This is a genomic window from Siccibacter turicensis LMG 23730, assembly GCF_000463155.2.
Classification (GTDB): domain Bacteria; phylum Pseudomonadota; class Gammaproteobacteria; order Enterobacterales; family Enterobacteriaceae; genus Siccibacter; species Siccibacter turicensis.
In genome coordinates, this window is the sequence record NZ_AWFZ01000029.1 from 1 (window position 1) to 12,253 (window position 12,253).

Sequence of the window (12,253 nt, forward strand, 5' to 3'; positions counted from 1 at the left end):
GAAGAAGTATTGCTTAGATACAAGTCCATTGCATGGTCCCATAAAATTGCCGGCACGTCAGGTTATTCTGTCTGAAATGAAGGCTAATATCCCCGGCGGGATAAAACACCCGCCATATAATCTATATACTCATCTGTCATCGTAAATTTTGTGTATGGCGAAGCTAATTATAACCAGGGAAATACAAACAATAGCTAAACATATACCCGCAATCCAAAATCTATCCTGTGCGTCTGATAGGAAAGCGTAATATAACCCTACAAAAAATGCGACACCGCCCAACCCACTTGCTATCGCCTGTATTCCCTTTGAAATTATTGCTTTAATTATATTGAGCATTCTTGTCGAGACCTTCAAGAAAATATTTACAAACGGCATTAAACTCTACTCTGTTGTAAGCTGCAAGCTTACATGCATCCTCAATAGGTTCCAGTTTTTCTTGTACCAAAAAGTAAAGCAGATCAAGGTCGCCCATGTTCTTTAATGTGTAATACAAAGACTGATTCCGATCTCTTAACTCACGAGATGTATATATTGCTTTCGAGACTTCGCCACCTATTGTTAGTAACCCGCCAAACACCCAGCCTGAAATTGTTGATCCAACAATACGTGATGTTATGAGTTTACCAAGACTAACCTGACTCACCCTCGCAAAAGCTAGCTTTCCTGCGAAAGAGCTGGCTACAGGTATCGACATACTCGCTATGGCTTCCATGTCAATTTTTGAAATAAATATGCTGACAACGGTTTCAACAATCAGTTTTAACGAGTCGTTTAACTTCTTCTCGCTTTTGATAAGTTTTGCAAATCTAAATTTGTCATCCAGGTTAGCGCTACGGTCCTCTGCATGAATAAAATCATATCCCAACCAGTACAAAGTTACAGGGAAAGATGCAAATCCTTTAGCAAAATTATATACTATTCCCTGGTCATCTACAGGATTGGTCAGTTCCAGTAAGCGGCTGGCAAGAATTTCGGCGCTTTCGTAACTATTATTCACATTGCTTCATCCATGACGAATTTAACTTATAGAATCCATTACTAAGAAATAATTATATACTTTCCAACATCGATTACAATCATCCTGAGCTATAGATACAATCCATTAGCCTTCAGACTATGAAGCATAGCCTTTGCGTCATATTATTTGCCCCTAACATAAATCCTCAGAGTTATCAAAGCTTCATGCTGACATCGCAATCATAGGGTAATATTAACCAGTTTAGCTCCTTCAAAAATCATGAAATTTGATCCTGGAAATCCCTGTCCATATAAATCACTCAATCAGAAAAATATCAGGCCATCATTTTCAAACGCTGTTTATTTGAAGGCACTCCTTCAGGCACCGAATTGCATAAAAAAAAGCGGGCCTTGCCCGCTTCTGTTAACCCATATTCCTGATGAAATTCAGCATGGCCTGGATACGCTCGTGTTCACGTACCCGCTTCGGAAAATCATTGATGTAATACACCGGGGTACACCGGGTACGGCTGACCTGCAGGCTCAACGTATTGCCGGTATGCACGATGGCCGGAATGCCCAGCAGGGAGAGCTGGATAAACGTCATGTCTGCAGCCACCGGATCGATATCCGTGGTGATGACCAGCAGCTGCTCTGAAGGGTTCAGCCCCGCATCACGCATCGCCTCTGCATACGCGATCACCATCCCCCCTGCTCCACTCGTTGGCTCACTGAGCGTGATATACGGGCAGGTCTTCAGTTGGGCATGCATGTCACCCGTCAGGACGCCGGTCAGCAGCTGCGACACCGGATAAGGCGTGAAATACTGCCCCATGTCGCCGGAACCCAGTTCCAGCTCCATAAATACTGAGCCGAGAAAGTCCTGAAACTGCGCGGTGAGCGCGTCAACCAGCAGTGAAAACAGGTTTTTCAGCTTTTCCATGTCATCCGGTTTGTAACGGGCATAAATTCGTGCGGCGTTCGCGTTCGCCTCTGCTGTGTGGATTCTGGCCATATCCAGATCGCTGGCCGCCAGCGCGATGAAGTCGCTGAAGACATCCCACCGGCGATGGTACGGCGCGGTATGCCTGAACTCCCGGATGAACTCCCGGCGGGCAGTGTCTGCGCTGACGTGCCGGAACGCCGGTACAGGCATGACGACCGGTTTAACCGGTTCAGAGACGGCTACGGGTTCACTGATGACCATGTCGAAAATTGAGAGCTGAGACATTACAGCGCCTCCGTGGCCAGCTGGCAGAAAAAACCGTCCATCGGTGCCGCTGCAGCTACTGGCCAGCCGTTCAGGAGCCAGACCTGATAGTAATCAGGGCCGTAGTCGTCATACGCGACCTCCTCAGTACTCCCTGCAGGCGGGGTAAAGTCTGCCGGACGGATCAGGTTATCCCGTGCGGTCAGCCAGTCGTACAGGTCCAGGACCTGGTCAGTTGAGAGTGATGTTTCTGCAGATTCTTTTGCTGCGGTGTTGACGTTTTGCTGTGACATGTTGGTTTTCCTCCGGTGGTTGTGTGATGTCTCTACGAGTTCCTTCGCCGCACAAACAGGAACCGCACACTGGTCAGAGTTGAACGCAAGGGAGAACGGCAAGGCCGCAGCCCGAAGGGACCGGGCGCAGGCGTTCAGCGAAGCGGCCCTTGCGGGCAACGACCGTGTGCCAGATTCCTGGGTGGCGAAAGAACCGGGAGGCATCACTCCACCCGAATGAACATGGCACAGCCCGACACGACGGAACGGCGTGGCGTCCTGAAAGCGCCGGGAACCGGCGTGGTGAGCGCTGCCGGCAGCGCCGGCTGCATGGTATTGGGTTTTGCCATCAGACCGTGGCCGGGAGGCACGGACCCCCCGGGGGTCCGGCGGAGACTGGCAGGTGCGAAGCAGCGGCCTGACGCAGCAGGGCTGACGAGCCGACCGGGACGGGCGGTGAGCCGAAGGGGGCCAGCATCCATTTGTTTGCTGTTTCGTTGCCACCGGCGATAACTTACCCGGATCAAAATCAGCCAGGATGCAACGTAAGCAGAAAGGGCGGCACCGCAGGTGCAGCCCTTTTTGCCGACTATGCTTACGGTAAAGCCTGTTTACCGGAGGATGTATGTGCGGACGCTTTGCCCAGTTCAACACGCGAGAAGACTATCTTGCGCTTTTGCCTGAATCTGCACAGCGGGACATTCCCTTCGATCCTGAACCGCTGAAGCGGTACAACGTGGCCCCCGGTACGCGGGTTCTGCTGCTGAGCGAACGCGACAGCACACTGCACCTCGATCCGGTTCACTGGGGTTATGCGCCGGGGTGGTGGGATAAACAGCCGCTTATCAATGCGCGCGTCGAGACGGCGGCGGGCAGCCGCATGTTTAAATCACTCTGGCAGCATGGGCGGGCCATAGTATTTGCTGACGGCTGGTACGAATGGAAGCGAAACGGCAAGGAGAAACAACCTTATTTCATTCACAGCAAGGATGGCCAGCCGCTATTCTTCGCGGCTATCGGCAGCACGCCTTTCGAACGTGGCGATGAGAATGAGGGGTTCCTGATAGTGACTGCTGCGTCAGATAAGGGGCTGGTTGATATTCATGATCGACGTCCGTTGGTACTTACACCGGATGCCGCACTGGCATGGATGAGTCAGGACACAAGCGGCAAAGAGGCTGAAGGTATTGCGCATGAGGGTAGCTTGCCAGCTGATGCCTTCACGTGGCATCCGGTCAGTCAATCGGTCGGGAATGTGCGGAACCAGAATGCTGAGCTTATTAAGCCAATTTTTTAACCCGCCGGTGTTCGCTTCGATACTAAATCTTTATAAAGATAAAGGGCTGCCAGCATAAACTGACAGCCCTCTGTAAAGGCGCCTGCGGCAGGATTCGACATCTCAGCCCGAAAATGGCGGGGTTTCCCCCGCCACTGGGTTGCTACTTACCGGATTCGTAAGCCATGAACGCAGCGACCTCCCTGTTTCCGTCCCGGTACCGTATTTCGCAGAGCGATGTACGGGTCAGGTATGTGAATATCAAAAGCGTTAAACACACTATCAATACGCACCAGATAAGGGCGTTTCGCGGCAGTTTCATGGCCTTCTTCTCCTTGCCTTACGGCGGGTAAGAGGCTAATCTGATGGTGTCTAGTCAAGCAGATGGCCTCGTGGGTTAATGAAAATTAACTACGGGGCTTTCTTCTTTCTGCCTCACAACACGGTACAAACCACCTGAACATCATGAGGCAAAAAGCCTCAAGCGCCACCGCGATTATACCCTCGACATCAGACTCTCACCAGGAATAACACGCTGATTATCTGTTCGATTTACCGCGATAATAATCAGGCCTTGTCGCCAGTTCCTGAGCAATCAACTCCTCTGCAAACAACGGTGCGTGCTTCATTACACGACGAGTCAGGTTTCGTTTCCGGGCTGCGGCCTTTCGTTCATCACTCCAGCGTTTAACCGGCTTTACATCCGGAAAATCGATATTAATGACATATCCGTTATTGGCCGTCGCCAGCGCTGTCAGCCAGTCAGGGCATCTTTCCCCTGCTGTAACCAGAGTGCTGGCCAGCTCGAAATCGCCTGGACAGGGTACATAGCGATTACCCCAGCGCACTGAATACTTCCATCGGGTATTCATGACGCCGCTCACTGATGCCGGAGCTTGTTTGGCACCATCCAGCGCTCAGCTTCCCGGAGCGGGCCGGATGTCTCACTAACTATAAAGCGGATCTCGTTCATGATTGTCCAGAACGGTTCGCCACTGTACCGCATCCAGTCCAGCGCCTTCAGGGAGGTGAACCGGCGCTGCCAGCGCCAGAACAGGGACTGCAGTTCATGGTCCTCCAGTTCCCGCTGCCACGCGCTGTACCAGACCTGTACGTTCTCCGGCGAGCAGAAATTCAGGGCGATGCCCGCCCTGCGGAGCAGGTTCTGCCGCTTCAGGCAGTCCTGCGCCTCCTTCTTTGCCTCCTGCCGGTACGCTTTATGCAGACGCAGGTCAGAGCGGCGTCCGGCTCGCTCTGTATGCTGCCAGGTTATTTCCGGGAATATCGCTGCCTGAACGTCCATGGGCAGCGGCAGCGGGCAGTGTTCCCCGTGCGAGTAAATAAGCGTGTTAAGGGCTTCCTCGACCTGCTTCAGGGACGTCATTCTGTAACCGGGGTCCCAGCTCAGGCCAGGGATCTGCTGCGCAGCCCGCGTGTTGATGCGGCTGCTTCCCGCGAGACGGCGCAGGAATGCACGCGCATACGGGTTTTCGGAGAGATGCTTTCCGGCAGCGCAGCGCTGCTCAATTTCAACAATGGCCTGCAGCGCAGCCTGCCGTGCCGGGCAGAGCGTAACGAGAGTACGGTTGGCGGGGATCATACTGCCACCTCCTGCTTCAGCAGAGTTACCACCCGCTCTGCCGGACTGTGCAGGTCATGCAGAGCAGACACCTGCGCCAGCAGCTGGCTCACGCGTTCCGGCTCCAGCGTGTCTGACTGGTGAACAACCTGCGCAAGATGGCCATTGCCATCGATGACGATACAGAGCCAGACCAGCGATACTTCACCGGGGCTGCACAGGCAGACCGTATAATTTTCCCCGTTGTCCGGGGTATAGCGACACTGTACCGGGAACAGGCCGCCGAACTCTCCACGGTACTCCGCGTTCACTTGCCAGCCTTTCGGAGTATCAATAGCACGGACCACCGCATTACTCAGCTGTAGCCGATCCGTTTCGCCCTGTTCACGTACCAGCTCAAAGTCAGACGGGATGAAGGTATTCATTGTTGCTAAATCGAATTTCATGGCGTTCTCCCGGCTGCCCCGAAGGGCAGCCGTCTCCTGTTATGCGGCGTGTTGAGTGGTGGTATCAGGTGCGATGTCAGCTGTGACGTCCGGGCTGCGCAGCCAGTCCGGCACCCAGCGGTTATCTGCCATCTCTCGCTCTGCTCGTGCTGCCGCATCGGCCCGCTTCAGCTTTTCCGTATCCCGTGCCGCATCGTTCAGGCCCGCGTCCGTGAGTGCTGCTGCAATCTGCGTTTTTGTGAGCAGCCCGAAGAAGTTTTCTCCGGTCGGCTGCCACCAGTCGCGCAGGTGGAACCCTGTCGCCGACTCCAGCGTACTGAGGCGGCTACGGGAGGTATGCCCGGACTCACGGGTCTGAACACCATCGACAGAACACGCGGCACAAAACGCCAGCAGCGCAGTCATAAGCTCGCCGGGAAGCGTGAAGAACGTGGTCATATCTGACTGCCAGCCCGCTGGCAGCAGACCTGCGAGGCGCTCTTTCTCTGCCATCAGGGCAAGCCAGGCCTTTCCTTGTGCGCCGGATGGCGCATTCTGGTTCAGGGAATGGTGGTTACAGGTCAGGCTCACCTTCATCGGGTTGTTGTATTCCTGTCTGCCGAACACGTTCTGACACAGCGTCCAGGTCAGCATGGCAACAGCATTCTCCGGCTGCTGCATCAGCGCGGCCTGTACGGCGAGGGTGCGCTCGGAGGACATTTTCGTGAGCAGCGGCAGACTGATGTCATCCACCGGTTCTGGCTCGCGACGGTAGCTCATCATCCGCGCGGCTTCAGCGGCCTCAATGGCCTGTATGTCTTCTTCTGTACGCAGCAGCACACCGCGCTGCACGTTCAGTTCGCCGTCTTCAAAGGAGACAAATACGCCGTGTGAGGCTACGTATTCCGGAGTCACCTGACGCTGAATCGCCTGGTACTCCATGTCCTCAATGCGCTGCTGAAGCTCGTTCTCATCGTCATAGGTCGCGCTGGCTTCGACCATGTCTTCCAGCTCGCTAATCTGCGCCCGCTCATCGTCTGTATACTGCGGCTCAGGCCAGCACAGCTGGTATTTTTTGTCGTCATCGCCGTAATGTCTCAGAGACGACACGCGGCCTTCACTCCATGCCCAGCCCTCAATGTCCTGAATGTGCTGCGCTTCGTCCTGTAGTTTTTCCAGCAGCAGTTTTTCCGTGAGCAGACGGTCAGCAAATCCTTCATCTTCGTCGGTGAACAGATCCTGTTTGAGGGTGCCGCCCGCCGACAGGTACGCCTCCTGCCCGACAAAGCGGAACATGGGGTCACTGACGGCGATGTCGTTATTGATGATCTGTCGTTTTAAATAATCTGCAGACGGGGTGCTGTGATGCATCACCTGTTTCGCCGCGGTCCAGACCTGCAGCTGGCGGTCGTGGTCGTCAGTCAATGTCAGCGCCTGACACTGCTCCACCGAAATCTCATCCTTTGCCAGCGCCTCAAGCAGGGCCGGAGCCAGCGTGGTCAGCTTCAGTAGCCGGGTGACATGACGCGCAGGGTAACCCAGCAGGTCGCCAATCTGTGCCGGGGTTTTGCCTTCCCCCGCGAGGGTACGAAAACCTGCCAGCTGCTCTGCCGGATGCATATCGACGCGCATGTCGTTCTCGATCATCGAGGCCGCCACCGCCAGTTCCTCCGGCACCACTTTCACCGGAACGGCATAAGTCTTCCCGATAGCGTTGGTATCGAGCAGATGATTCAGGGCCGCCAAGCGACGTCCACCTGCTGCCACGCCATACAGGCCGTCCGGCAGCGCATGCACAACCAGGTTCTGCAGCACACCGACTGACAGAATGGTCGCTGCCAGCCCCTCGATACTTTTCTGGGCATACGCCGTGGTACGCACATTAAGCGGGGAACGGATCAGCACTGACACAGGCTGCATCTCGACCGGGGTGCTCTCAAGGGCCGCTTTCAGGGCGTCGTCCGGCGCGCTTTTTTTGCTGCGGGTGGTTTTTTTAGTAGTATTGGTGACAGCCATTATTGTTTCCTCATAGTTACGGTGGTGGTGATGCCGTGTCCGGGGGGCAACCCGGTCACGGCGCTTAATGCTTATTTGCTTTTCATCACGCCGGGATGCTTCACGAGCGCTCCGAATGACGGGTATTTATCAAGTACCGCCAGCATGGCTTTAGCCGCTGCAAGCATGTTGCGGTCAGATTCCGCAGGACGTCCTTCACAAACCGCGATAGTGGCCAGAACGCCTGACTTCACATCTGAAAAACGCTCATGAATACGGGTGCTGAACAGCACACGTTCTCCGCTCACGCAGACCTGCCAGTTAGTGCAGTCGTTAAAACGTGTGTCGATTTTGTCGAACTCAATAACGTGGCGTTCGTCAGCCTGAATACGCACCAGTTCGAACCTGTCCGGGGAGGTTCCCGGTTTCGGTTTTGCCATGCTGGCCAGTGTTTTGTTCACATGTATCTCCTTCTGTGGGTGGTTGCCGGGATCCGGTGAATTATTTCTGTTCTGCTGCGATCAGCTGGCGTTCAAGGTCGGCCAGAAAATCCGGTTCAAAAGACCATGCCCGCCAGTCGAGCTGCCCGAATTTACGGATCTCAACCTGTACGTCGCCGTGACGAGAAATGTCGGCGATGGTGACCGTCATCCCTTTGGCCAGGCAGCAGTGGGCGTCAATCAGCGCCTGTGCGTGTTCCTTCAGGGCTTTTGGGGTGTATTCCACCATCTTCCTGGAAGATTCTTGAGCGGCGGTTTTGACTTTCTGTGTGTGCATCCTGGTTTTCTCCTGCGGGGATGGTTAATCCATCTCCCTGGTGAGTTCTCTCGCGGCAAAGGGCAAGGGAGCGACAGCCACGGGCAGAAAACAAGGGCGCCGCAGGCGTGCCATTTACCCTTGTTTTATGAACGGGGATGGTGCTACAGACAGCCCTCCGCGGGAGGACAAACAGGGTGATGGCCTCACCGCATGAACAGGATGCACACACCCGACACGTCGGAACGGCGGGGCGTCATTAAAGCGCCGGTGAAACCGGCGTGGTGAACGCTGCCGGCATCGCCGGCTGCATGCCCTTGACCTCGGCCATCAGACCCTGGCCGCAGGCCCGGAACCCAGCGGGGTCCGGCGGAGACTGGCGGGTGCGCAGCAGCCGCCTGACGTAGCAGGGCTGACGACCCGGGCAGTACGCACGGGGAGCCGAAGGGGGGTCCAGTGTCCTGGCAGTGTTGTGTTATTCCTGATCCGCTACCGGCAATATCAACCGGTCAGTGGCATGTCACTCCACACTGGCGCCCCGCTTAATTGTCTGCCTCTGGCATGGCTGCCGGAATGAAGCGCCGCAGGCGCACCATCCGGCGCGGCCGCAGGCCGCAGGGTGTTGACCGCGCGGTTAACCGGGGCGACGTCGCCGCCCCGTTTGTCCCGTCAGAAACTGATAATGTGCTTATGCAACCCGGCTGCGCGGCGATACAACGCCATTACCTCCTGATCAAGTTCTCCTATAACAAACCCTGCCATCCGTTCCCCCAGGCTTTTCCCGTACCATAAATTTCTGGCCGTCATGTCATGCATACGCAGATGCAGTTCGTAGAGTGACTGCTCAATGTCATCAATATCGTCTTTTAACCGGGCGAGTTCGTTGTTCATGGTTTGTTCCTTTTTTTAATGTTATGCCGCACGCGACTGGCGCAGGCTGTTAAGACGGCGCAGGCCGGCGGTGTGGTACTGTTCCAGCAGTTCAATGCCTATCCAGCGGCGGCCTGCCAGCTCTGCCGCCACACACGTCGAGCCGGAGCCGGCGAACGGATCAAGAACGATGTCGCCGGGTCGGGTGAATGACTCGATAAGCGGCTGTAGCGCTGACACTGGTTTTTCGGTCGGGTGATGCCGGTTGCCGGTGTATTCCCACGGCAGCACGTCCGGTAGTGGCGCAGCCGGCAGCGCCGGCCGCCCTTTTGCGAGCACGTAGGCACTTTCATGCTGATATCCGACGAACGCCGACTTTGAAGCATACGGCTTGGTAAACACGATATGTCCCACGACCCGAAACCCGGCTGCTTTCCATGCGGCCATAAACGTATCGACCCGGTTCCAGCCGTAAAAGCTCACCGCCAGGCTGTCGCGTTTGAGTACGCGGAACATCTCCCTGCTCGCCGGTGATACCCAGTCGTCATTTTTGTCGTTGGCAATCGAGCGCCCGGACCGATCAGTGAAACCAACCAGATATGGTGGATCAGTGAGAATAAAGTCGATGGACTGCGCCGGGAACCCGGCCATGATCTGCGTGCTGTCGCCCAGCATGAAACGTGACATAACGTACTCCTCTGCTAAAGGTTGCGCGGCATCAGTGCCGTGACCAAAACAGAGACGGGCGTAAAGCGAAGAAGGCAGGGGCGACGGCGGAAGCCGCAGCGCGCTGTACGCGGGCTGAATGCGCCGCGTACAGGGGGAACGGGTGAGCACGGCGGCAACGCGAACCCTTGCCGGCGAAGCGGCCCGGCTATCGTGAGGGCACGGCACCTGACCCTTGTCGGTGTTTCAGGACCGGGCGCGATTAATCCTGGTCTTTCCGTCTGTGCTTGTTAACGCTGCAGCATTTGCCAGTCTCACTGTGTGTCCTGCCCACCGTTTCCCGACAGTTGCGCAGGCTACAGCTCAGTGAAAAACTCCTGACACCAGGGAGCACGTGCACGGGAGGAGAGACCCGGGCACTGTCAGAGACGGGAAGGAACCCGCCTCCTTTCTGTCAGGCTGAGATGAGACAGCGCTGCCTTCACTGAATACATCCCAAAAAAAAGCCCCTGTTAAGGGGCTTTAATGGTGATGTTATTTGAGGGTGACGCTCAGGTACTCATAGAGTTGCTTCATATTTCGTACACTGTCCTCGCTATAAATCTGCTCGGTATAATCAGTGCCTATCGTGAACTCGTCGTATTTCACAATAAAATATTTTTTATCACCTTTTTTCCGGTATGACACGGTATAGGGTGGTCTTGACCTGATTGCACCGTAAATGGCAGCTATGACTGAGAAGTCTGTTTTGTGCTCCAGCGTGTACCGCTCGATGTAGGTGTCCTGCCGGGGTTCCCACGCCAGAAAATCATCAAATATCGCAATCCAGTCTTTAGCATCACCCTTCTCTGTGTAGCCGAATACGGTTGTTGCATTTCCGCCCATGTAGTTGATCAGCTCTGCCCAGGAGTTATCCGTCGCTTTGCGCAGGGTCAGCGTGTTGTATTCTTCCCACTGGGGATACTGCGGGAGGGCATAGCCGATATCAGTCCTGTAATTTTCCCACCCCCTGACCGACGCGCACCCTGAGAGAAGAAAAAAACAAAGAAGTACTGCCAGTTTTGATTTCATAACTACATCCCTATAAAAATAATGTGTCAATAACGCTAATCTTATCATCGCATTGCACTTGTTAACATTTCATAAACCGGATTGCTTAGTTCGCCTGTTGTTGACCTGACGACACGGCTCGTCGTGTCGTTAAAATCGGGGAGCAACGCGACGTCCTTATCCGTTACATTTCTTAATCAACTCGCTGCAGTAAAAAAAGCGGGCCTCGCCCGCCTCTCTTATCCCATGTTCCTGATGAAATTCAGCATGGCCTGGATATGCTCGTGTTCAAGTACCCGCTTCGGAAAATCATTGATGAGTCCACCGGGTGCCGGCGAAGCGACCCGGCCACAGTGAGGGTACGGAACCAGATCCCCCTCCCGACTGTCCGGGCGTGTCAGGATACTGGCGGAGCAACGCGACATCCTTATTTCAAATTCATGAAGAAGCTGACATTAGCAAAAAGGATTGAGGGCGCATAAGTATCGGTATAAAATTTCGAACCAAATACTCACCACATATATTTGAATTAAGGCCTTACATTATCCACCTGCACAAACATTAACTTTTCCTTTATATTTTATTATGATATAAACTTTAAAACCAATTACCCTTGCAAGGAGCAACATTATGTCATACATCATTTATTTAACTTTAGAAGGAGATCGTCAAGGGTTACTATCCTCTGGATGCTCAACGGTCGATTCTATAGGGAACAGGTATCAGACCGGGCATGAAAATCAGATTCAGGTATTAGGCTTGAATCATACAATGATATACGAAAGCAATATTGCACATCACCCTGTATGTTTTGTTAAACCAATCGATAAGTCCTCCCCCCTCCTGGGCGTCTCAATAAGTTCTAACGAATCCGTCAACGCTACATTTGATTTTTACAGAACTAACTCAGCCGGGCAGTTAGAGCGTTTCTACGAAGTTAAGCTTGGAGATGCACGTATTGTATCTGTCTCTGCAACATATCCACACTCACTCAATAAACCGGAGGCAATACCGTACGAAGAAGTATTGCTTAGATACAAGTCCATTGCATGGTCCCATAAAATTGCCGGCACGTCAGGTTATTCTGTCTGGAATGAAGGCTAATATACCCGGCGGGATTAAACACCCGCCATATAATCTATATACTCATCTGTCATCGTAAATTTTGTGTATGGCGAAGCTAATTATAACCAG

At 54.0% G+C, this 12,253-nt stretch carries 16 protein-coding genes and 1 pseudogene; 2 read left to right on the forward strand and 15 right to left on the reverse strand.

Annotated features, from left to right (window positions below; all coding sequences use genetic code 11):
• Positions 1–322: 322 nt before the first annotated feature.
• The 4 genes from DW58_RS09630 to DW58_RS21520 form a co-directional block, all read right to left on the reverse strand.
• Positions 323–1,000 carry a hypothetical protein gene (locus tag DW58_RS09630; protein WP_024549034.1) on the reverse strand — a complete coding sequence of 226 codons (678 nt, stop codon included), beginning with the start codon at positions 998–1,000 and terminating at the stop codon, positions 323–325.
• Positions 1,001–1,384: 384 nt separating this feature from the next.
• Positions 1,385–2,191: an N-6 DNA methylase gene (locus DW58_RS09635; RefSeq protein ID WP_024549033.1), complete on the reverse strand. Its 807-nt coding sequence runs from the start codon at positions 2,189–2,191 to the stop codon at positions 1,385–1,387.
• Positions 2,191–2,463: a hypothetical protein gene (locus DW58_RS09640; RefSeq protein WP_024549032.1), complete on the reverse strand. Its 273-nt coding sequence runs from the start codon at positions 2,461–2,463 to the stop codon at positions 2,191–2,193. Before DW58_RS09640 ends, DW58_RS09635 begins: the two co-directional genes overlap by 1 nt.
• A gap of 203 nt (positions 2,464–2,666) precedes the next feature.
• A complete protein-coding gene (locus DW58_RS21520) occupies positions 2,667–2,792 on the reverse strand; it encodes a hypothetical protein (protein WP_268873225.1) in 126 nt (41 codons plus the stop codon).
• Between the two features lie 275 nt (positions 2,793–3,067).
• Between DW58_RS21520 and DW58_RS09645 the strand changes: the two genes are divergently transcribed.
• Positions 3,068–3,739, forward strand: a complete 672-nt coding sequence (locus DW58_RS09645) for an SOS response-associated peptidase (protein WP_024549031.1) — start codon at positions 3,068–3,070, stop codon at positions 3,737–3,739.
• A gap of 142 nt (positions 3,740–3,881) precedes the next feature.
• On the opposite strand, the gene DW58_RS20050 is transcribed toward DW58_RS09645, so the two are convergent.
• The 11 genes and pseudogenes from DW58_RS20050 to DW58_RS09685 form a co-directional block, all read right to left on the reverse strand.
• Positions 3,882–4,004, reverse strand: coding sequence for a type I toxin-antitoxin system Hok/Gef family toxin (locus DW58_RS20050; RefSeq protein ID WP_276319766.1), 123 nt, complete (start codon positions 4,002–4,004; stop codon positions 3,882–3,884).
• Positions 3,949–4,098 (reverse strand): annotated as a pseudogene (locus tag DW58_RS21365) (DUF5431 family protein); the annotation flags it as partial. The gene DW58_RS20050 and the pseudogene DW58_RS21365, both read right to left, overlap by 56 nt.
• 159 nt (positions 4,099–4,257) lie before the next feature.
• Complete coding sequence (locus DW58_RS20055; RefSeq protein ID WP_029696392.1) at positions 4,258–4,590, reverse strand: hypothetical protein; 333 nt, start codon at positions 4,588–4,590, stop codon at positions 4,258–4,260.
• Between the two features lie 8 nt (positions 4,591–4,598).
• Positions 4,599–5,318 (reverse strand): plasmid SOS inhibition protein A, encoded by a 720-nt coding sequence (locus DW58_RS09650; RefSeq protein WP_024549028.1) that lies wholly within the window; start codon positions 5,316–5,318, stop codon positions 4,599–4,601.
• Complete coding sequence (gene psiB / locus DW58_RS09655; RefSeq protein ID WP_024549027.1) at positions 5,315–5,743, reverse strand: conjugation system SOS inhibitor PsiB; 429 nt, start codon at positions 5,741–5,743, stop codon at positions 5,315–5,317. The genes DW58_RS09650 and psiB overlap by 4 nt, the downstream gene beginning before the upstream one ends.
• Positions 5,744–5,782: 39 nt before the next feature.
• On the reverse strand, positions 5,783–7,738 hold the full coding sequence (locus DW58_RS09660; protein ID WP_024549026.1) for a ParB/RepB/Spo0J family partition protein: 1,956 nt from the start codon (positions 7,736–7,738) through the stop codon (positions 5,783–5,785).
• A 71-nt stretch (positions 7,739–7,809) separates the two neighbouring features.
• Positions 7,810–8,178, reverse strand: a complete 369-nt coding sequence (locus DW58_RS09665) for a hypothetical protein (protein WP_024549025.1) — start codon at positions 8,176–8,178, stop codon at positions 7,810–7,812.
• Between the two features lie 40 nt (positions 8,179–8,218).
• Entirely contained in the window at positions 8,219–8,494 is a 276-nt protein-coding gene (locus DW58_RS09670; protein WP_029592859.1) for a hypothetical protein, read from the reverse strand.
• Between the two features lie 648 nt (positions 8,495–9,142).
• A complete protein-coding gene (locus DW58_RS09675) occupies positions 9,143–9,364 on the reverse strand; it encodes a hypothetical protein (RefSeq protein ID WP_024549037.1) in 222 nt (73 codons plus the stop codon).
• A gap of 21 nt (positions 9,365–9,385) precedes the next feature.
• The gene (locus DW58_RS09680; protein WP_024549036.1) at positions 9,386–10,030 is read right to left on the reverse strand and encodes a DNA methyltransferase; all 645 of its coding nucleotides are present in this window, start codon (positions 10,028–10,030) and stop codon (positions 9,386–9,388) included.
• 513 nt (positions 10,031–10,543) lie between these two features.
• Positions 10,544–11,080 carry a class II aldolase/adducin head domain-containing protein gene (locus tag DW58_RS09685; RefSeq protein ID WP_024549035.1) on the reverse strand — a complete coding sequence of 179 codons (537 nt, stop codon included), beginning with the start codon at positions 11,078–11,080 and terminating at the stop codon, positions 10,544–10,546.
• A 609-nt stretch (positions 11,081–11,689) separates the two neighbouring features.
• On the opposite strand from DW58_RS09685, the gene DW58_RS20060 reads away from it, so the two are divergent.
• A complete protein-coding gene (locus DW58_RS20060; protein WP_071789250.1) occupies positions 11,690–12,163 on the forward strand; it encodes an Hcp family type VI secretion system effector in 474 nt (157 codons plus the stop codon).
• The last annotated feature ends 90 nt before the right edge of the window (positions 12,164–12,253 follow it).